We start from the raw sequence: 20,538 nt of genomic DNA, 5'->3' as shown, positions 1-20,538 counted from the left end.
TTGATTACGGGCAGCGCCATCGCCGCGAACTGGAAGCGGCCCGGGCCATTGCAGAACAGGCAGCCCGTCCGTTGGAAGTGATATCGATTCGCTTGCCCTGGGGCGGATCCAGCCTTCTGGATACGGATATCGACATTCCTGTAAGACGAAGTCCGGAAATTATGGGATCACAGATCCCGTCTACTTATGTGCCTGCGCGCAACACGATCTTCCTTTCTTTTGCTCTTTCCTATGCGGAGGCCATCGGGGCCGGTGCAATCGTCATCGGCGCAAACCAGGTGGACTATTCGGGTTATCCGGATTGCCGGCCCGGATATTACGCGGCATGGGAGAACTTGATCCGCACCGGAACAGTGGCGGGCGTGAAGAATCCGGATCCGGTGCAACCTGCGATTCGCATTGAAACTCCGTTGATTGATTTGACCAAGGCGCAGATTATCCAAAAAGGCTTGGCCTGGGGTGTTCCCTACGAGTTGACCTGGTCCTGTTACTCAGGTAAAGAGCGCCCCTGCGGAGTCTGCGACAGTTGCGTGCTGAGAGCCAAGGGTTTTTCCGAAGCGGGGGTTACGGATCCTACCTTCAAGGGGGTCTTATGAAAGCGCCGGTTCTCGAAGTCTTTCGCTCCTTTCAGGGCGAGGGCGCTTTTGTGGGTGTTCCTCAAGTCTTTGTCCGTTTCCGGCAATGCAACATGACCTGCGTGTATTGCGATGAGATGGACAAAATGCAGAACGCTCCATGGGACGAGCTAAGTCCGGAGGAACTGACGGCTCAGGTCTGTGCCCTCGGCGGCCCGGATGAAATCCACTCGGTTTCCGTCACAGGCGGGGAGCCGCTGCTGTATACTCCGTTCCTCCGGAAATGGCTTCCGCAACTCAAGGCACTCGGCTACGCAATCTACCTGGAAACAAACGGAACTCTGCCCGAGGCCCTCGCGAGGGTGATCGAATGGGTGGACTGGATTGCCATGGATCTCAAGCCTTCGAGTTCTACGGGGGACCGGGACTGGCAGACAGCCCAGGAACGCTTTCTCCGGCTTGCCGGTAAGAGATTGTTGTGTCTGAAACTCGTCGTCTCCGCCCAGTTGGTGGAAGAAGATGTGCGGCAGTCCATTGAAATGTGCGCGCGCAGTGCGCCGCAAATACCGTTTATCCTGCAGCCGGCCACCCCGGCCCGTGCAATACTGGAACAGGTGCCTCGAGAGAGCTTGCAACGCTGGCAGCGTTTTGCGAGTGAGAAATTGAGTGATGTGCGGACCGTCCCGCAAACGCACAAGCTTGTGGGATGGCGCTAATGGACCACAAAGCATTGGAGGCCAAGATGAGTGAAATTGCACGGCAAGGCGGGCGCGCTCATGATGCTATGCGTCCTGCGTCTATTGTGCTCGGCGTCAACAAGTATGCAGAGGGGTCCTGCCAGATTGAGATGGGGGACACCAAAGTTCTTTGCACTGCTTCTGTGGATCCCAGTGTACCGCCGTGGCTTAGAGGCGGCGGGCGGGGATGGATCACGGCTGAATACAGCATGTTGCCGCGGGCCTGCACTGAGCGCACTCCCCGGGATGCTGCCAAGGGAAAGATCAACGGCCGGAGTGTGGAAATTCAAAGACTGATCGGCCGCAGTCTGAGATCCGTTGTCAATCTGAAGGCTTTGGGCGAACGATGCATCTGGGTGGACTGCGATGTGCTTCAAGGAGACGGCGGAACACGTTGTGCCGCAATCACCGGAGGTTTTGCAGCTTTAGGCCAGTGTTTGCGCGGTTTGCAAAAGGCGGGACAGGTTCCGAAAGAGGTGCTTGTGGATTATGTGGCTGCCGTCAGCTTGGGGGTCGTGGGCGGAAAGATCTTTGCGGACCTGGACTATGCCGAAGACTCCTCTGCCGAAGTGGACTGCAATTTAGTGATGACAGGGAGTGACCAATTGGTGGAGGTGCAGGGGACCGGTGAACAACGTCCCTTTTCCCGGGAGGAACTCGATCAAATATTGCGAGTGGGCGCCGAACGGATTGCGGAATTGATCGCCTTACAAAGAAAAGCCCTGGATTCGATCGCGTGAAAGAGCTTTTGATTGCCACCCAGAATCGCCACAAAGTTCAGGAGATTATGGATCTGCTCCAAGGCCTTGAGATTCGTATCAGTTCGCTTGCGGATTATCCGGATGTCCCTGAAATTATGGAGGACGGAAAGACTTTTGAGGAGAATGCCTATAAAAAGGCATTCGAAGCGGCCAAGTGGCGGGGATGTTGGGCCCTTGCCGATGATTCGGGTTTGGAGGTCGATGCTTTGGGCGGAGAACCCGGCGTGCACAGTGCGCGCTATTCCGGGGCCGGAGCCACAGATGGCTCAAATAATCAAAAGCTTCTCCGGGATCTGGAAGGGGTTCCCGAAGAGAGCCGCACTGCACGGTATGTGTGTTGCCTGGCACTGGTCAGCCCGGAAGGCGGCAAAGAAGATGTGCGTCAAACCTGCGAGGGCCGCATCGCTTTAGCGCCCCGCGGTGACGGCGGATTTGGTTATGATCCTCTATTTTACTATCCTGAATTCGGCCGGACCTTTGGAGAGGTTTCTTTGGAGGACAAACAAAAGGTAAGCCACCGGGGCAAGGCCATCCGGCGCATGGCGGAAATTATCTCCCAAGCTGTTTTAGCAGCGGAGTGATCATCTGGTCAATCCTCGGCTTACTCCGGTCTATCTTTGGTTCCTTCACCGTTCCGCGCACGCGGAATTGGCTCATTACTGAACCTGTGATCACGTCCAACACCTGCCCCACCGTCTCATTGGTGTTGGATCTTTGCCGGAAGTTCGGGGAAAGCTTGGGATTGACAGCAAAGTCCAGCGTCTGATCCAATCCCACTGAACCTTGAACCTCGATATGCAACTGATTCGAAGTCAACAATAAATCCTGCGTATAGAAGCGCTCTTGATGCAGCTCGAAGTTCCCTCCGGCGCCGGTAATGACGCCGGCATTTTGCATTTGGGGGATGAGCCGGATGACTTGTTGGATGGAGTCCAGGACCGGGAGTTCCCCCAAATTTCCGTCGCGCGCGAGCAACGTGGCCCCTCCGGTCCAGCTCTTGCGGTCCGGCAGCGACCCCCGGAAATAAAATTCTCCCCCGCCGGTGCCTTCCAAAGTCTTCGGGGTATTGTGCGTCCCTGCCAAAAGGCGCAGATCCACGCCGTCCAAACGGCCTTGGAGTTGAAAAGGCTTGCCGGCTTGGACAAAGTCACAGTCGCCGACCACATTGAGTTGGCCGCCGTAAGGATTTAAGCTGAGTTGAGTGACACGGAGCATTCCCGAATCCATCAAGATTTTGATGTCAACATTTCCTAAATCCCAATCCTGCCAAGTCATTTTCCTGCCTGAAATCAGATAATGCCCTGCCCAGGACTGCGGATTGTGCAGCTCGCCGGCGAACTGCAGCTGGTGCTTCCAGCCATCTTGATAGGAAAGGTCATTGAGCAAGAGGGGGACAGGCGGTGGGAAGTAGTCCACGTCTGACCGGAATACCTCGCCGGCTCCGCTCAACTGCACATGCCGCGGGCCGCTAAGGTCCATCTTTCCGTTCAGGGAGAACCGCGAGAGGCCTCGCTGCAAACTGACCTGATCCAAAAGAAGCAAAGGAGGTTTGTAGGACCCGGCCACTTTGGCTGTAAATTCTCCGGATTCCGCTGAAAGTCTGAATTCCGGGGCCCGGAGATGAGCGACATTGCCGTTAATGTAGAAAAGCTGACCGCCTTGACTGAGTTTAAGGTCCTTGAATGCCAGTTCTCCGCCGGGATAGTCCAGATCGATTTGCCCTGCGAGAGCAATCGTTTCATCGCCCAAGCGCTCAGGCAAATCCAACTCCAGGTTTTCCAAGAGAATTTGGGACCGGAGGGTCAAGTCCCCAGGATGCAGCAGGCTTCCGCCCATTTGGCCCTGGACCTTAAAGAGACCCCGCGGCGAGTACTCCTCAAGCAGGGGCAGATATTCATACGCAAGAGGAAGGAGATCCTCCAGGGTTGGTTCGGCGCGATAATCCAGGAAGACCTGACGCTGCGGGGTTAAAGAAAGCGTGCCTTTGATTTCTGCGGGACCGCCGAAAAGCGTTCCCAGCAAGCGGTGGATTCTAATCTGTTGTCCGTCGAGTTCCAACTGGCCTTTGAGATTCTGCACGCTTCCCACATGCGGAATTCCGAGGAACGCACCTTCATGGATAAAACTCTCGATCTTAGAGGCCCCTGCGTCATAGGCCCCGGCATCAAAGCGCAGGTCTAATTTGTTTTCACCTCTTCCGGAAAACTCTCCCGCAGCGAATTGAGCATCCAAATCGAAAAACAAAATTCTGCCTGTAAGCCGCTCAAGACCGTTGGGGTTGCCGCGGAATTGAATGCGTACGTCAGCCGTGCCTTTTCGAATCTCAACTTGGGGCGTGGGGGAGAGCTTTGCCGCGGCCGGGAGCGAAATTTCCGGTACTTGAAGGCTTCCGGTCCAGTCCTTGGTCACCCAATTGACACTGAAAGTCAGGACGGGGGAGATCTCAAGCGGAGAGACTAACTCGGATTCTATCCTGACGCCGGGTTGTCCGGAAAGAATCGCCCAGGGCAGCACATGAAGATCGAAGCGCGACCATTCCATGGCTGGAAGAAAGTCCTCAGGATCGGCGATGTCTTCAATGCGAATGTCCTTGAGTTCAAGGCTGAGGGGACCGCTGATTCTTACGCTGCCCACCTGAACCGGCCGGTGAAGGGCATTTGAAAAGAGCTCCGAACATTCTTGCGGTCCTTGTCCCGGCAGCCAGACCCGGCTGAGGTAAACGGAGGCTCCCGCCACAAGCAGGACCCAAAACAAGAAAGCGTAGAACATCCACCAAAGGACTCTGAACAAAGAATTGCGCCGGCGCATGCCCGTATTCTATCAGATCGATACAGCCAAACCAGTCCCTGCCGGTTTGACACTGCCATTTTGGGGTTGATAGAATGCCTCACCTTGAAATATGAGGGTTTACGGGGTGTGGCTCAGTTTGGTTAGAGCGCCTGCTTTGGGAGCAGGAGGCCGGCAGTTCGAATCTGCCCATCCCGACCATTGCTTCTTGTCCCCGTTTGGTGCCGGAGCGGGCCGGCTTTGCCGGTCGCGAAGACACACCAGGAAGGGGAGCAGCCAACACGATTTGTCGTTGGCGTTGGAGGGGAAACAGTGGGCTTCCCCCCAAAGAGTTTGCGCCTGTAGCTCAGGTGGATAGAGCATCTGCCTTCTAAGCAGAGGGTCGCACGTTCGAGTCGTGCCGGGCGCGCTTATTCCGGAAAGATTATCCCATTCGATGAAATCAGGTGCTCGCTGGCTCGCGGCGATTCTTCTTTTTGCAGGCCTTATTCTCCTGGCCCAGGTAATCGCGCTGGCGCGGGCCAAGGCCGCGCTCACTGATGTGGTCTCTGAATACATCGGCCCGGGTTTGCACATTGAACGGCTGCGCTGGCGCTTCCCTATCGGTTTTGCCTTTATGGACATCCAGTTCAAAGACCCTGAGGGGATCAGTTGGTTTCGCGCCGATGCCGTTGAGGCCCGCGTTCGCCTGAGTTCGTGGTATCCGCCCCAGGTGAGCATTGACACTCTGAGAGTAAGCAACCCTTGGCTCAAACTGCAGCGGGATGAACACGGAAAATGGGAGGAGACCGGCTCCAGGGCCTTTGCCATGTGCGGAGCCCTGCTTCAGGGAATGGGGATTTCTGCAGGAGTGCAGGACCAACCCGTGAGCGCAGGGCTTTCCGTAGAGAACGGCTCTGTGGAGTTGGAATTCCGGGGACCCCGTGAGGCGCGCATTGGTTTGGCCGAAGTCTGGATGAATGCCTCGCATGCGGGAACGGAACTGGAGCGGGTGTCGAACCGGGTGCATTTGGAGTTCCGCGGGCGCTTGGGGGAGCCGGAGGCGGAATCCAGGGGAAGCTTCAATGGTTACGCCTGGTTTGAGTGGCCGGCGCGCGAGATGGTGGCGACCCTGAATCTCGAAGAGCTTTCGCTGCTTTATTTGATGCCTCTAATGCCGGAGACATTTGGAACGATTCAAGGCGGCAGTATCGAGGCCCTTGTGGATGCGCAGGCAAAGGGCGGGGACTTGTGGATTGAATCGGATATGGTGGCCTCCGGCGTGCAAATCGATCTGGGGGATCCGGAAGAGCCGGAAATCATGGGACTCCCCCGGGATCAGGCAGAGGGCTTTTTGGAGCGTTGCGGAGGCCGTATCCCCATTGATTTACGACTGGAAGGTCCGCTTAGTGATCCTGGGGCCTTGCGTATTGCGCGCTTGTATTCTACACTCATGGCTCAAGGTTCCGAAGCGCTGCAATCTATGACACTCCGGCAGGTTCTGTCAGGAGAGGCCCTCACCGAGGCATTCTTCCCCAAACCGAAGATGGAAGAATCTGCCGGGCCGCTGGATTTGGGAGAATTCCTGGACAGGCCCAAAGAGAGTGCCAGTCTGCCCGAGGATCCGGCGCAGGGCATAGAACCGCATCCGGAGACTGCGGGTTTGGATGAACCAATTCCTCCATCATTGGACGAACCCATTCCTGTATTTGAGGAAACACCCGAGCCGGTGAAAGAGCCGGAGGAACCAGGGATTTTAAACAAGGGCCCGGTCATGAATTTTGGGCCGCGGAACTAGTGATTTTGGTGAGAGTAGCTCAGTTGGTTAGAGCACCTGATTGTGGTTCAGGGGGTCGGGGGTTCGATTCCCCTCTCTCACCCCAAATGTTACTCCCACGCGAACCGGCGCATTTCTGTGCCACAGTTCGGGTGGGAGTTTTCTTTTTATTTTGCTTTAAAGGATTATAGGAAGCTGTTGATCATAGCGGGTTGTTTCATTGATTAGGCCCTCGTCAATGATGAAGTTCAGCGACAACCGGAGCTGTTTCCTCTCTTGCGTGTTTTAGCTGATAGAGTTCCATTGCCATCAAGATTTCTTATTCCTGGCAGCGCATCAGCTAATCTGATCAAACATGCTTCTGAGTCATTGGCCGGAAGGGTCGAGCGCATAACGATAGGGGGGTTTTCTTTAGATGAAGTCGGTAGGGAATACACGCAGAGTTTTGTTGAAAGAGACCTCCCGTTACATGGTGTATCGCTGCCTCCAACTATGGATAATTTGTTGGCGCATCCCAAGTTCGGAGCCTCATGGGAAGGTTTTGTTATAGAGGAGGTTATTCGCTCTGTTGAACCGCACGGGATCTATTTTGGGGCGACGCATCAGGGCGCGGAAATTGATTTAGTGTTCAACAAAGGCGGGCGGATGTATGGTGTTGAGATCAAACGAGCCGATGCCCCGACGATGACGCCGTCAATGCGGATTGCCTTGGAAGATTTAAACCTCGAACGTATTGCTGTTATTTATCCCGGGAAACAACGTTATTCCATCCATAAGCAAGTCGACGTTGTGCCGTTTGATGAGATACTGGGTGGGATAAAAAGCATATTTGGGTAGTTATATGGATTGGAAATTTAAAAGAAAAAAATGATACATTATCAGAGAATGACTTGCCTAGTGAGGGCAACGAATGATCAATTAGAGGTGAAGAAAGTCTGATTCTGATTTTGCGCCCATAGCTCAGCGGATAGAGCACTGGTCTTCGGAACCAGGTGCCGGGGGTTCAAATCCCTCTGGGCGCGTTTTGCGCTGAACTCAGTGCCTGCTCATTGATGTAACCCACTGCAGTTGACACGCTTTTGTAGGCTGTGATAACATCGCCGTTGCCCGCATAGCTCAACTGGCTAGAGCAGGGGACTCTTAATCCCAAGGTTCAAGGTTCAAGTCCTTGTGCGGGTACTTTTTCCAGCCCTCGGTGTTCGATTAGATACCCGCAAAATCTTCAGGATGATGGACGAGACTCGAGGGCGGATGGCGGAACTGGCAGACGCGCTAGATTTAGGATCTAGTGGGGCAACCCGTGGAGGTTCGAGTCCTCTTCCGCCCACCAGTGGTTGCGGCGGCACGGGGTATAAGATTTTACAAGCGGGAGTAGCTCAGTTGGTAGAGCTCCACGTTGCCAACGTGGTTGTCGAGGGTTCGAGTCCCTTCTCCCGCTCCATGTTTTACCTGGGTCAATCCAGGGTTGGTTAGGGAAGCAGAGCAGTCAAGGCACTCATCGATCAATACTTAGGAGAATTTTCATGAGAATCATGGATTTTCTCGATGCGGAAGCGGTTGAGCCCAATCTGAAGGCGACTGATAAAAAGGGCGTCATTGAAGAGATGGTTGGGTTGCTCGTGAGGGCCGGATCCGTCAAAGAGGCAGATAAGACAGAAATCACCCGCGTTCTTTTGGAGCGGGAATCTTTGGGAAGTACGGGAATTGGCCAAAGCGTGGGTATTCCGCACGGCAAAAGCGACCGTGTGGATACACTTGTGGCAGCCTTTGGCAAGTCCAACTTGGGTGTTGACTTCGACTCGTTGGATGGCGCCCCCGTTCACCTCTTCTTCTTGCTGGTTGCGCCGCACGATTCCGCGGGCCCGCACCTTAAAGCATTGGCGCGGATCTCCCGGCTTTTGAAGGACCGTTTCTTCCGTGAAGAGCTGAAGAAGTCTATGGAGCAGAAAGCCTTGGTGGAAATCATCCGTGCCGAGGATGAAAAGGTCCAATAGGAGTCGGTATATTTGAGTGGATGACGGCCATTGGAAGTGCAGCCATGCCCACATTGCGGCGTACCGTAGTGATTCATAATGAAGAAGGTTTACACGCGCGACCGGCTGCACTATTTGTAAAGGTGGCGAAAAAGTTTGATGCGAGTGTTTCTGTCCGGCGCGGATCCCAAAGGGTGAACGGGAAGTCGATCATGGGGATCTTGATGCTGGGGGCAGGCAAGGGCGCGAAAATCACGATCGAGGTCGAGGGCATTGACGCTGAGGAGGCGTTGGAGGAGCTGATCGTCATCGTGGAAGAGAATCTCGGATAGTGGGGAATCCGGATGGAACTACTCAAAGGGATACCAGCTGCTCCAGGGATTGCTGCAGGCAAACTCGTTGTCCTCAAGCGCGCAGACTACGTTGTCCACCGGCGTGAGATAGCCCAGGCCGATCTCAATCCGGAGATTGAGCGCTTCCGCCAGGCGCTTTCCAACACGCATACTGAAATCCAGGAAATTTACAATAAGGTGGGCTCGGAGATCGGCGATGCAGAAAGCCAGATCTTTCAGGCGCACCTTTTGCTTTTGGACGACCAAATTTTCATTGAGGAAATTGTCGGCCGGATCAGACAAGAGCGTTTATCGGCCGAGTATGTCCTGTCGGATGTTCTTCAGCAGTATGTCTCGGCTTTTTCCCGTATTGACGACGCTTACCTCAAGGAGCGGGCTTCCGATATCGACGATATCGGCAAGCGTATACTCCGTCATCTCCTGGGGATTCCCCACCACTCCTTACAGAATCTGAACGAACTCTCGGAACCCTCAATTATTGTGGCGCATGACCTGACTCCCAGCGAAACCGCGGTCATGGACAAAACCAAGGTCCTTGCCTTTGCCACAGATGTCGGGGGCCCTACTTCTCATACGGCCATTATTGCCAAGTCTTTGGAGATCCCCGCGGTCGTCGGGCTGGGAGACGCGACCGAGCGCCTCAACGACGGGGCCAGAGTGATTGTCGATGGCTACAAAGGTGTGGTCTATCTGGAGCCCGATGAGGCCCTCTCCAGGGAATACAAAGAAACAGAAAAGCGTTTGGCCAAGCTGGAGCGCGGCTTGCTGCAGTTGCGAGACCTGCCCTCGGAGTCCCTGGACGGACGCTGTGTCAATCTTTCCGCCAATATCGAGCTGCCCGAGGAAGTCTCTTCTGTCATCGAACACGGGGCAGAGGGAATCGGCCTGTACCGGACTGAGTTCCTGTATATGAACCGCAAAGAACTGCCGGATGAAGAGGAGCAACTCCAGTGCTACCAGGCAGTGGCCCGGCGATTGTGTCCGAAGCCTGTTATCATCCGAACCATTGATTTAGGGGGCGACAAGCTGGCTTCCTTGCTGGCTTTGCCTGACCGGGGGGACATGGAATCTTACCGCGGGTGGAGGGCGATTCGTTTCTGCCTGGCTCACCCGGGGATCTTCAAGATACAGCTTAGGGCTATTCTCAGGGCTTCCGTGCACTGCAACATACAGATCATGTATCCCATGATTTCAGGCCTGGAGGAACTGCAGGACGCGAACGGACTGCTCGAAGAGGCCAAGCAGGAACTGCGTGACCAGGAGATCCCCTTTGATGAACACCTGCAAGTGGGCGCAATGATTGAAGTGCCGTCCGCTGTTTTGGCCGCCGATATTTTGGCGAAAGAAGTCTCTTTCTTCAGTATCGGAACCAATGACCTTATCCAATATGCCCTTGCGGTCGACCGGCTCAATGAAAAGACAGCCTACCTTTATGAGCCCACGCATCCGGCAATTCTGCGAATGATTCAACATGTGGTCAAAGTCGGGCATGAAAATAATCTTTGGGTGGGCATGTGCGGTGAAATGGCTGCTATGCCTGCTTGTGCGCTTTTGCTTTTGGGGTTGGGAATGGATGAGCTGAGTGTTTCCGCTGCCGCTCTGCCGGAAATCAAAAGAATTATCCGGAATGCTAATTACGAACAAGCCAAGCTCGTTGCTGAAAAGGCCTTGAGCTTTCCCACCGGCAAGGGGGTCCTCGAATACCTCCAGACCGAACTCAAGAAGCTCTCCCCCGAACCGGTGGAAGAAGGTGCCTAGACCTCTAGACGATCCGGACCAGATCCAGGCAATTGACTCCCACGGGATGCTGGGGCTGCTCAGTGCTTTTCCCGAACAATGCGCGCACGGCATTCAGATGGCGGGAGGCCTGAGCTTTCCGCCACACTACGCTGATTCCACCTGCATGGTGGTTGCCGGAGTGGGCGGTTCCGCAATCGGGGGAGATCTTCTGCGCTCCTACTTAGTGGACCGCTGCCCGGTTAGTCTGGAGGTGAGCCGCCACTATTTTGTGCCCGCCTATGTGGGGTCCAAGACCTTGGTTGTGGTCTCGAGCTATTCCGGTGAAACCGAAGAGTCCCTGAGTTCCTATGCCATGGCCCAAAAGCAGGGGGCTAACCTGGTTGTTCTCACCACAGGCGGGCGTCTGGGGGATCAGGCTGCTGCAGAAGGGGTGCCTATGATCAAGCTCCCCTCCGGGCTTCCTGCCCGGGCAGCCCTGGGCTACAGCTTTTTTGGGCTTTTGGCCATCGCGGAAAAGATGGGCTGGGCGCGTCCTTCCGAAGGCGAGATTGCTGAGACGGTGCAGGTGCTGAGCAGGCTTAGGGATGAACAGCTCGGTCCGGAAGTGGCCAACACGAAAAACCGCGCCAAGATCCTCGCCGAAGCCTTAAAAGGGCGTCTCCCGGTTATTTACGCGGATGCGGATCTCTCGGACGGAGTGGTGAGCCGCTGGAAAACACAGCTCGCAGAAAACGCCAAGGTTTTGGCCATGGGCGGGACTTTTCCGGAAATCAATCACAACGACATTGTGGGTTGGGGGGGGCCTTCGGAGGTTGCTGAGCACCAGACGATTGTGCTGCTGAGAGACAGAGAAGAGAGGGCCCGGATCCGCACGCGGATTGAGATTTCCAAACGGCTCTGGAAATCCCTCGATATCGAGGTGCTTGAGGTGTGGTCGACAGGACAGGAGCGATTGTCTAGAATGTTCTCTTTGATATATACGGGCGATTTTGCATCCACCTATCTAGCCCTCCTGAATGGCATGGATCCCACGGACGTCTCCAGAATCGATTCGCTCAAGTCCGAATTGGGGTCCTGGCAGGCCTAAGGACTGCCGAACAGAAAGGGATGGACACAGTGAAAGCCATGATTTTGGCCGCAGGATATGCAACACGGCTGTATCCCTTGACCCGGAATAAGCCCAAGCCCCTCCTCACGCTTGGCGGAAAGCCCATCATCAACTATCTCGTGGAAGGTCTTGAAAAGGTGCCGGAAATCAACGAGATCTATGTAGTCACCAACCAAAAGTTTTATGAATACTTTCATGAATGGGCCCGCGATTATTCCTGCGCAAAATCCCTGAAGGTCCTCAACGACGGAACCTCCAGTAACGACGACCGCCTCGGTGCGATCGGGGACATGAAATATGTGATCGACACCGAGGGTGTTGAAGAGGACCTGGTTGTGATCGGAGGGGACAACTACTTTGATTTTGGCGCAGGTGAATTTCTGGAATGGGCGATGGCCCGGCCCGAGGGCGCAGGGACTATTGCGGTGCATGATATCGGAGACTTGAGCATGGCTTCTCAGTACGGGATTGTGGCTGTGGATGAGAATTCCAAGGTTCTGGAGCTTCTGGAAAAACCCGAAGACCCTCCGTCCACTTTGGTCGCAATGGCTCTCTACTATTTCACAAAAGAGATGGTGGGCCTGGTCAATACGTATTTAGAAGCCGGGAATGTGCCCGATGCGCCGGGTTATTTTATCAGCTGGCTGGTGCACGAGCGGCCCGTTTACGCTTACCGGTCGGGCGGACGCTGGTTTGATATAGGGGACTTGAAGTCCTATGAGAAGGCCGATAAGGAACTAGGCGGGTCCGGCGGTGAACACATCGCCGGAGCCTCCTAACGATTTGGAGAGAACGAATGCCCAATAAGAACACCCTCTTTACTTCTGAATCTGTGACCGAAGGCCACCCGGACAAGATGTGTGACCAAATCTCCGATGCGGTCCTGGATGCGATTCTTGCGGAAGACCCGGATGGCCGCGTTGCCTGTGAGGCCATGACGACCACGGGACTGATCCTGGTGGCCGGCGAGATCACCACCAATACTTATGTGGAAATTCCGAAGATTGTGCGCAAGACCGTGCACGATATCGGCTATGTGGAGCCGGAGTACGGCTTTGATTACGCAAGCTGCGGAGTGATCACAGCGATCCAGGAACAGTCTCCGGATATTGCCATGGGTGTGGATACCGGAGGGGCCGGGGACCAGGGCATGATGTTCGGCTATGCGACAAACGAAACCCCGGAACTTATGCCGCTTCCCATTACATTGGCGCATCGTTTGGTGCGGCGCCTTTCCGAGGTGCGGCGCAACGGCACGCTGAAGTATCTGCGCCCGGACGGCAAGTCCCAAGTGACAGTGGAGTACAAGGGCAGCATACCGGTGCGGGTGGATACGGTTCTTATCAGCGCCCACCACAGCAAGCGGGTGAAAATGGACGAACTGAAACGGGATCTGACAGCCCAAGTCATTAAGAAGGTGGTGCCCGCCGAACTGATGGACAAGAACACCCGGATTCTGGTCAACCCGACAGGGCGCTTTGAAGTGGGCGGCCCGCAGGGGGACACGGGCTTGACCGGACGGAAGATCATCGTGGATACCTACGGAGGTGTCGGAGCCCACGGAGGCGGAGCATTTTCGGGCAAGGATCCGACCAAGGTGGACCGCTCCGGCGCCTATGCCGCGCGGCATGTGGCCAAGAATATTGTGGCCGCGAAATTGGCCGATAAGGTGGAAGTGCAGTTGGCTTATGCCATCGGCGTTGCTGAACCTGTTTCGGTCCTGGTCTCCACAGACGGCACAGGCAAGCTCGATGACAGAAAGCTCGAAAAGCTGGTCCTCGAGCATTTTGATTTGACGCCGCGCGGCATCATGCAACAGCTCAAGCTCAAGCGTCCCATATTCCAGCGCACTGCGGCCTACGGGCATTTTGGACGGGAGGAAGACGGATTCAGTTGGGAACTTATCGACAAGGCGGACGATCTTAAGGCCTCCGCCGCTAAACTTTAGGAGTGTGCATGCCTGCGACGCTTGAAAGAGAGAGGACTCGTATGAGCAATACCAAAAGTGATATTCGTGATGCCGCATTGGCCAGGAAGGGGAAGGAGCGCATTGAGTGGGCTGCCAAGGATATGCCTGTGCTGGGGCAGATCAAGGAGCGGTTCAGCAAGGAAAAACCCTTCAAGGGGCATACAATCGGCGCCTGCCTGCATGTGACGACCGAGACAGCCAATCTGGCCATTGCCTTGAAAGCGGGCGGCGCGGATGTGTACCTGTGCGCCTCCAATCCTCTTAGCACCCAGGATGATGTGGCGGCTTCGCTGGTCAAGGACTTTGGGATCCACACCTTTGCCGTGCACGGGGAAGACTCGGATCTGTACTACCAGCACATCAACTCGGTTTTGGACGCGGAGCCGACCGTGACCATGGACGACGGCGCGGATTTGGTTTCGACGATTCATTCGAAACGCCCGGACCAGGCAAATCGCATGCTCGGCAGCACCGAAGAGACCACCACCGGCGTGATCCGGCTCCAGAGTCTGGAGAGGCAGGGGAAGCTGCTCTTGCCGCTGATTGCGGTCAATGACGCAAACACCAAGCACTTCTTTGACAACCGCTACGGCACGGGCCAGTCCACCATTGACGGTATGATGCGCGCCACCAACCGGCTCATCGCGGGTTCGGTCTTTGTGGTGGCCGGTTATGGTTGGTGCGGCCGGGGCCTGGCCATGCGCGCGCGCGGCATGGGCGCCCAGGTCGTGGTGACGGAAGTCGACTCCCTCAAGGCGCTGGAAGCCACAATGGACGGATTCCGGGTGCTGCCCATGTCCCAGGCTGCGGGCATCGGGGATTTCTTTGTGACGCTGACCGGGAACATGCACGTCCTCCGCGAAGAGCATTTTGTGAAGATGAAGGACGGCGCGATCCTGGCCAACTCCGGCCATTTTGATATTGAGATCGACCTCAAGGGGCTGAAGAAAATCTCCAAGAGCATGTCCGTGGTGCGCGAGCATATTGATGTGTACACCACCAAGGACGGCCGGGAGATCTGTGTGCTGGGCAGCGGCAGGCTGGTGAATCTGGCAGCGGCTGAGGGGCACCCGGCAGCGGTCATGGACATGAGCTTTGCGAACCAGGCCCTTTCCGCAGAGTACCTGATTAAGTCAAAGGGCTCCTTGAGCAAGTCCGTGCATCTGGTGCCGGCCTCAATTGATGACGAAATAGCCCGGCTCAAACTCAAGTCCATGGGCGTGAAGATCGATAAGCTCACCGCAGACCAGAAGAAGTATCTTTCCAGCTGGGAGATCGGGACTTAGCTTAACCCAACGAAAATCAGCAAACAAAAAAAAGGGGCGGCACCGGATGCTGCCCCTTTTTTTCGTGGCACCAAAACTGCTTTTGGATAGCCTATTGGTTTACCGATCCAGCCCAGCTCAAAGGAAATAGGACCCAAATCATGTGGAAAAAACAACTTTTAACCTACCTGGCCTCCGGCGCAGTTGGCACAGCTGCGCATTATGGTGTATTTTTATGTCTAGTCACTCTAGCGTCTGTGCACCCTCTCTGGGCGTCTGTGTGCGGTTTTGTGGCGGGCGGGGTCGCGAATTATCATCTGAATTACCGGGTAACGTTCCGGAGTAAGCTTTCTCATCAGGTCGCGGGCGGCCGTTTTTTTATGGTGGCGCTGAGCGGCTTGCTGCTCAACACAGGGATCATGGGATGGGGCCTGGAAGTCCTTAGGCTCCATTTCTTGAGCGCCCAAATCCTCGCCACAGTTCTGGTCTTTGGGTGGACCTTTGTCGTCAACAAGCTGTGGACCTTTGGCGCTCTAAGCGCCTGACAGCCCTACCCCGGGAAACCAACCATGTCCGTCTTCATTTCAGTCGTTGTGGCCGCCTATAACGAAGAGGCAGTGATTGAACAGTTCTATGAGCGCACTGCGCGTGTGCTGGAGTCCATTAGTCCGGATTATGAAATCCTCGTGGTCAACGACGGCAGCCGGGACAGCACCGCTGCCAAAGTGCGGGCTTTGCACCAAAAGGATGCCCGGGTCAAACTCGTCGATTTAAGCCGGAATTTCGGCAAAGAGATTGCAATGAGCGCGGGCCTGGATTTTGCTTCAGGCGAGGTGGTGGTCGTGACCGACGCCGACCTTCAGGATCCGCCGGAACTCATCACCGAGATGCTTGCCAAGTGGCGGGAGGGCTATGACACGGTTTACGCGACGCGGACTCTGCGGGAAGGGGAAACAGCCCTTAAAAAACTGACGGCCGGGCTTTTCTACCGGATCATGAACCAATTTTCCCGGACCCAAATCCCGGAGGATACCGGGGATTTCAGGCTGATGTCCCGCCGCACTGTGCAAGCGCTGCGCTTGCTGCGGGAGGAAAACCGCTTCATGAAAGGGGTCTTCACCTGGGTGGGCTTTAACCAGGTGGGAATTCCCTACGAGCGCGCGCCCCGTGCCGCAGGCGAAACCAAATGGAATTACTGGCGGCTTTTGAATTTTGCCATTGAAGGCATTACCTCATTCAGTTATGTTCCTTTGCAGATTTCCACCTATGTCGGGGTGATCACGGCGATTTTTGCTTTCCTTTACGCGGGGTTCCTGATCATCCGCACCTTGCTGTTCGGCATTGATGTGCCGGGCTATGCCTCGCTCATGGTGGCGATCCTCTTTTTCAGCGGATGCCAACTGACCTTCCTGGGTATTATCGGCGAATACCTGGGCCGCATGTTCGAGGAGATCAAGAGAAGGCCGCTGTATTTGGTTCAGGAAGTTTTGGGGCTTGAGCCAAACAGTCCACAAGTCCTGTTGCGGCCCAAACCATGAATTCCAGTATTCCTTCCGAGATGGCTGTGTCCAAGCGCGCTCACACAGCGTGGGCCGTAGGCAGTCTCGTCCTCTTGTCTCTAGTTCTCAATATCTGGAACTTGGATTTTGGCCTGCCCTATCGGTACCATGCGGATGAGGTCTTGGTAATCGACAGCGCCTTTTGGACGGTGGGAAATGGAATGCGCCCCGATAACTATTATTATGGGGCTTTTCATCTATACACACTGATACTTTTGGACGGCCTATTCTTTGTCGTGGGCCTAGCGACAGGCCTCTTTCAGAATATCGCGGAATTTAAGGAACTGTTCTACACCTACCGGGACCCCTTTGTATTGATTGGCCGCCTTGCTTCGGTGCTCTATGGAACAGGTATTGTGATCACATCCTGGTTGATGGCTAGGATTCTTCTCAAGCATAAGGGGTGGGCATACTTAGTAGGATTCTTGGCAGCAATATCGCCGATTGTCGTAGAGCATTCACATTATGGGATTGTGGACATCCCTATGACCTTTTGGATCAGCGTGTCTCTGATTTTTGCTATGCGTGCCTATGAAACAGGAAAAATCAGGGATTATCTGTTTTGTGCGGTCTGTGCCGGAGTTGCGACTTCTACTAAATATACAGCTATTTTGCTTGGAGTTGCTCCGGTCATAAGCTTTCTCTTGTCACGGAAACGGCCTCCGATACTTCATTTTATCCTGACTTTGGCTGCACTTCCTCTCACCTTCTTGTTGACCTCTCCCTTTCTTATTTTAGATTTCAAGAATGCAGTTTCAGCAATTCTGTGGAATCGACGGCAGGTCGTCGATATAGGCAATTTTGGAATAAATCCTGAGGGTTCAGGCTATGTGGATGGGCTGAAATACCTTTCAATGGGTGTCGGGATTCCGTCGCTTCTGTTGGGCTTGCTTGGGACTGTTTTGTTTGTGATGAAGCAAAACAAAAGAATATTCCCGCTCTTAGGATTTTCTGCCTTACATGTTTCTGTAATTGGTGGGTGGAAGAACAGTTATGCGCGTTATTGGCTGCCCTTGGTGCCGATCTGTTTGGTTGCCGCCGTGGCTGTGCTGCAGGATTGCGATAAATGGGTTGGATCCAGGCTCAAAATGACGACGCGGTTTTTTCTTATAGCTTTTTGTGTCCTGGTCCTGGCCATATCTCCTATTAAGGGCGTCATGAGCTTTCAAAGAGAGCTGGTCCTTCCTGACACGCGCACAATGGCTTGTGAGTGGATATATGAAAATATCCCGGCAGGGAGTCATTTCATTACAGAACCCGCTTGGTGTATGCCACAACTTTCTAGCAAGTGGTTTAAAGTTACACGTATTCACGGATTCGGCATCGGTAAGCTTCAAAATTACGCCGCACTAAAAAGCTACGGCGCAGATTTTGTCATTACGAGCAGCGACCAACGAAAGAATTTTGAGGCAGAACCCGGGCGCTTCCCAGGTGCCTCCATTTACAGTCAATTAGACGAGAGTGCGGAACTCTTAAAAGTAGTAAAAGAGGGGCCCAACAGGCAAGGATCGACAATCTATATTTACGCCCTTCCTATCATTGCTTCAACGCACCCGCCTGAGCAAACCCAACCCCAAAGCCCCGAAAAGAATATGCCCTAGCCAGGGCCCCAGCCAAGCGGGCACAAAGCCCCCTTTGCCGAGTGCCATCCCCACTGCGGTCACGGAAAAATACATAACCGCCAACCCAAAGCTTAGCGCCACACCCGTGAGCAAGCTGGCTTTCCGTCCATAGCCCAACGCAAAGGGCGCGCCCAAAATCACCATGATCAGGCTGGTCAGGGGAAGTGAAAGCCGGTAATTCCATTCCGCTTCCAAACGCCTGAGCACGGCCGGGCTGGTGCCCCTGAGGGTGCGCAAATGCCTCAGGAGCGCGGCGATATTCATGTATTCGATGCGCGCCTCGCCTTTGGCAAAATCAGCCGGGGTCTCGGCGATCCGAAGCGCATAAGTTTTGTATTCCTCCGGCGGGCCCACGACTTGGCCCCTGGGCCCCAGCTGGAACACAAAGACTTGCTTTAGTTCCCAGTGATCCTGTGCCCAGTTTCCGCTTTGGGCGATAATCTTGGACACGGGTTTCTGGTCCTCATTTTGCTTCAGAAGGGTTAGGTGGGTAAATTCCTCTTCCGCCAGATTGTATTGCCCCAGATGGAAAAGGGTGTTGTTTGAGCCGTAGATGGTGACATTCTCCAGAACCTTTTTGCCGGCCTGTTCGACACGGGCCTCGATATATTCCTCGCGAATGCTTTGGGCATGGAGAAGATTATTGGGGACATAGGTTTCGTTGATCCACAATACGGCTCCCGAAATAAAAAAAGTAAAGAGAAGCAGTGGCTGGAGGATCTTCAGGAGGGGAATGCCGCCGGCCCGCATGGCCACGATTTCATAATTCCGGTTCAGATAGCTCAGAGAATAGATGGTGGCCACAAGAACTGCCAGGGGAATGGTCTGCACCACAATAAACGGGATCAGCGAAGCGTAGTATTCCAGGAGGATCAGGAAAGGAACTTGAGCCTTGAGCACGTCCTCCAGGTTATCAAAGAGGTCAATGACCACATACAGCGTGACAAAGACCCCTGTGGACCAAAACCAGGGAGCCAAAAAACCCCTCAAGATATATTGCTCCAGAAGCCTCATTGTTCAATCGTCCTGAATAGGAAAAGGATGCCGGTTCCGGCCAAAACCATATTCGGCGCCCATATCAGGGGCGCTACAGGGAAAATCTCCTTCATGGCCACAGCGCTCATCCCAGCCAAACCAAGATAATAGAGCACCAAAACGAGCAGGCTCAGACCCAAGCCCACGGAACGCTCCCCCCGCTTGGCCCAAAGGGCAAGGGGCAGAGCCACAAGCACAAAGGCGAGACTGGCAAAAGAAAAGGCCACGCGCGTGTGGATCTCAATCTCTAAAGGGGTGGGGGGGATGCCCTCGGATTCCAGAATCCTGGAGTTCAATTGCAGCTCACGGATGGTCATGTCCTTGGGCTTTTTCTCAATGCGGCTGTCGGCCGCAACGTCGGAATAATCCAGTGTCAGGGAGGATTTCCGGAAATACATTTTGTAAAAGCGGCCTGCCTGTTTCGGGTTGGGTTCGTCCGTGGTTCCGTCCAAAAGCTGAAGCTGGATCAGATTCTGATCCGGGTATAACACGAACTGCCCGCGATCCGCGATGATGGTGCGCGCAGGGCCCGTGGGCCGGGGTTGATAGATACGCACGTTGCGCAAAGTGTCTCCCTCGATTGCGGAGATAAAAACAATATACCCCTTGAATGAGCGGATAAAGGTTCCGGGCTCGAGCATGGCAGTGGGGTTGCGCAGCCCCAGCTCTTTTAGGAGCCGTCTCGAGCTGAAGTGGGATTGGGGAATGATGTGGTCATTGAGGATCATACAGAAAAGGCTGAAGATCAATCCCACGACAATCATGGGGAGCGCTAGCTTGTAAAGCAAGAAGCCGCTGGCGCGCATGGCGACAATCTCGTTGTCCGAGGCAAGCCGCCCGAATGCCAGTAAAGTCCCGGCGAGCAGGGACATGGGGATGGAATAGCGCAAAAGAAAGGGAAGTTGCTGGACAAAAAGCTGGGCCACGTAAATCGGAGCCACCCCCTTATTGAGAAGCAGGTCCGCGAGTTTAATGAGATTGCCCACAACGAGAATAAAGGTAAACAGGGAGAGTGTCATGAGCCATTGGCTCAGGAACTCTTTGAGTACGTAATTCCTTAGAATTCGCATGATTCCGAGTATTGTATCACCTCCTTCCGCGGACACAATCGGTCTCCGGGAATCCGGGATTGCCCGGGGTCCTAAAGACGTTTGGCGAGCACAAAGGCATCTACCCGCTCCACTCCGGATTGATGCAGCAGGCGGGCGCAAGTGACCCGACCCCCAAAAATGAAGCCGGTTGAAGGGAGAGTCTCGTGGTGGTAGAAAACAGGAACCAGGAGGCTCGATATGAGGAAG

General features: G+C 54.6%; 19 protein-coding genes and 7 tRNA genes. 23 read left to right on the top strand and 3 right to left on the bottom strand.

Features of this window, described 5'->3' with window-relative positions; all coding sequences use genetic code 11:
• The 4 genes from queC to JW937_06010 form a co-directional block, all read left to right on the top strand.
• Positions 1–596, top strand: a 596-nt coding sequence (gene queC, locus JW937_06025) for a 7-cyano-7-deazaguanine synthase QueC (GenBank protein MBN1586967.1), incomplete at its 5' end; no start/stop codon positions are given.
• Positions 593–1,291, top strand: a complete 699-nt coding sequence (locus JW937_06020) for a 7-carboxy-7-deazaguanine synthase QueE (protein MBN1586966.1) — start codon at positions 593–595, stop codon at positions 1,289–1,291. The genes queC and JW937_06020, both read left to right, overlap by 4 nt.
• Before the next feature lie 26 nt (positions 1,292–1,317).
• Positions 1,318–2,052, top strand: a complete 735-nt coding sequence (gene rph, locus JW937_06015; GenBank protein MBN1586965.1) for a ribonuclease PH — start codon at positions 1,318–1,320, stop codon at positions 2,050–2,052.
• Positions 2,049–2,654 (top strand): XTP/dITP diphosphatase, encoded by a 606-nt coding sequence (locus JW937_06010; GenBank protein ID MBN1586964.1) that lies wholly within the window; start codon positions 2,049–2,051, stop codon positions 2,652–2,654. Before rph ends, JW937_06010 begins: the two co-directional genes overlap by 4 nt.
• On the opposite strand, the gene JW937_06005 is transcribed toward JW937_06010, so the two are convergent.
• Complete coding sequence (locus tag JW937_06005) at positions 2,623–4,881, bottom strand: hypothetical protein (GenBank protein MBN1586963.1); 2,259 nt, start codon at positions 4,879–4,881, stop codon at positions 2,623–2,625. The genes JW937_06010 and JW937_06005 overlap by 32 nt on opposite strands.
• A gap of 102 nt (positions 4,882–4,983) precedes the next feature.
• Between JW937_06005 and JW937_06000 the strand changes: the two genes are divergently transcribed.
• From JW937_06000 to JW937_05910, 19 genes are all read left to right on the top strand, one after another.
• Positions 4,984–5,061: transfer RNA gene (locus JW937_06000), tRNA-Pro, on the top strand.
• A gap of 134 nt (positions 5,062–5,195) precedes the next feature.
• Positions 5,196–5,269, top strand: a tRNA-Arg gene (locus tag JW937_05995).
• A gap of 27 nt (positions 5,270–5,296) precedes the next feature.
• On the top strand, positions 5,297–6,637 hold the full coding sequence (locus JW937_05990; protein ID MBN1586962.1) for an AsmA family protein: 1,341 nt from the start codon (positions 5,297–5,299) through the stop codon (positions 6,635–6,637).
• Positions 6,638–6,645: 8 nt separating this feature from the next.
• Positions 6,646–6,722, top strand: a tRNA-His gene (locus JW937_05985).
• Between the two features lie 158 nt (positions 6,723–6,880).
• Positions 6,881–7,453 carry a DUF4143 domain-containing protein gene (locus JW937_05980; protein ID MBN1586961.1) on the top strand — a complete coding sequence of 191 codons (573 nt, stop codon included), beginning with the start codon at positions 6,881–6,883 and terminating at the stop codon, positions 7,451–7,453.
• A 112-nt stretch (positions 7,454–7,565) separates the two neighbouring features.
• Positions 7,566–7,638, top strand: a tRNA-Arg gene (locus JW937_05975).
• An 83-nt stretch (positions 7,639–7,721) separates the two neighbouring features.
• Positions 7,722–7,795: transfer RNA gene (locus JW937_05970), tRNA-Lys, on the top strand.
• Between the two features lie 66 nt (positions 7,796–7,861).
• Positions 7,862–7,946 (top strand) — tRNA-Leu (locus tag JW937_05965).
• A gap of 35 nt (positions 7,947–7,981) precedes the next feature.
• Positions 7,982–8,057 (top strand) — tRNA-Gly (locus tag JW937_05960).
• Between the two features lie 82 nt (positions 8,058–8,139).
• A complete protein-coding gene (locus JW937_05955; protein MBN1586960.1) occupies positions 8,140–8,610 on the top strand; it encodes a PTS sugar transporter subunit IIA in 471 nt (156 codons plus the stop codon).
• Between the two features lie 44 nt (positions 8,611–8,654).
• A complete protein-coding gene (locus JW937_05950; protein ID MBN1586959.1) occupies positions 8,655–8,921 on the top strand; it encodes an HPr family phosphocarrier protein in 267 nt (88 codons plus the stop codon).
• A gap of 12 nt (positions 8,922–8,933) precedes the next feature.
• A complete protein-coding gene (gene ptsP, locus JW937_05945) occupies positions 8,934–10,700 on the top strand; it encodes a phosphoenolpyruvate--protein phosphotransferase (protein MBN1586958.1) in 1,767 nt (588 codons plus the stop codon).
• The gene (locus tag JW937_05940; GenBank protein ID MBN1586957.1) at positions 10,693–11,769 is read left to right on the top strand and encodes a bifunctional phosphoglucose/phosphomannose isomerase; all 1,077 of its coding nucleotides are present in this window, start codon (positions 10,693–10,695) and stop codon (positions 11,767–11,769) included. The genes ptsP and JW937_05940 overlap by 8 nt, the downstream gene beginning before the upstream one ends.
• A gap of 20 nt (positions 11,770–11,789) precedes the next feature.
• The gene (locus tag JW937_05935; protein ID MBN1586956.1) at positions 11,790–12,569 is read left to right on the top strand and encodes a nucleotidyltransferase family protein; all 780 of its coding nucleotides are present in this window, start codon (positions 11,790–11,792) and stop codon (positions 12,567–12,569) included.
• Between the two features lie 17 nt (positions 12,570–12,586).
• Positions 12,587–13,738, top strand: coding sequence for a methionine adenosyltransferase (locus JW937_05930; GenBank protein ID MBN1586955.1), 1,152 nt, complete (start codon positions 12,587–12,589; stop codon positions 13,736–13,738).
• A 41-nt stretch (positions 13,739–13,779) separates the two neighbouring features.
• Positions 13,780–15,045 (top strand): adenosylhomocysteinase, encoded by a 1,266-nt coding sequence (locus tag JW937_05925; GenBank protein ID MBN1586954.1) that lies wholly within the window; start codon positions 13,780–13,782, stop codon positions 15,043–15,045.
• Between the two features lie 140 nt (positions 15,046–15,185).
• Positions 15,186–15,569, top strand: coding sequence for a GtrA family protein (locus JW937_05920; GenBank protein MBN1586953.1), 384 nt, complete (start codon positions 15,186–15,188; stop codon positions 15,567–15,569).
• A gap of 24 nt (positions 15,570–15,593) precedes the next feature.
• Positions 15,594–16,562, top strand: a complete 969-nt coding sequence (locus tag JW937_05915; protein MBN1586952.1) for a glycosyltransferase family 2 protein — start codon at positions 15,594–15,596, stop codon at positions 16,560–16,562.
• Positions 16,559–18,184: a glycosyltransferase family 39 protein gene (locus JW937_05910; protein ID MBN1586951.1), complete on the top strand. Its 1,626-nt coding sequence runs from the start codon at positions 16,559–16,561 to the stop codon at positions 18,182–18,184. The genes JW937_05915 and JW937_05910 overlap by 4 nt, the downstream gene beginning before the upstream one ends.
• Here JW937_05910 and JW937_05905 read toward each other — a convergent pair.
• Both JW937_05905 and JW937_05900 read right to left on the bottom strand, forming a co-directional pair.
• Positions 18,128–19,219, bottom strand: coding sequence for an LptF/LptG family permease (locus JW937_05905; protein ID MBN1586950.1), 1,092 nt, complete (start codon positions 19,217–19,219; stop codon positions 18,128–18,130). The two genes, JW937_05910 and JW937_05905, sit on opposite strands and share 57 nt — an antisense overlap.
• Entirely contained in the window at positions 19,216–20,310 is a 1,095-nt protein-coding gene (locus tag JW937_05900; protein MBN1586949.1) for an LptF/LptG family permease, read from the bottom strand. The genes JW937_05905 and JW937_05900 overlap by 4 nt, the downstream gene beginning before the upstream one ends.
• Positions 20,311–20,538 lie beyond the last annotated feature (228 nt).

Source organism: Candidatus Omnitrophota bacterium, from assembly GCA_016929445.1.
Lineage (GTDB): Bacteria > Omnitrophota > Gorgyraeia > JAFGIU01 > JAFGIU01 > JAFGIU01.
Note: the sequence above shows the minus strand (reverse complement) of the source record. Positions and strands in the feature narration are given on the sequence as shown.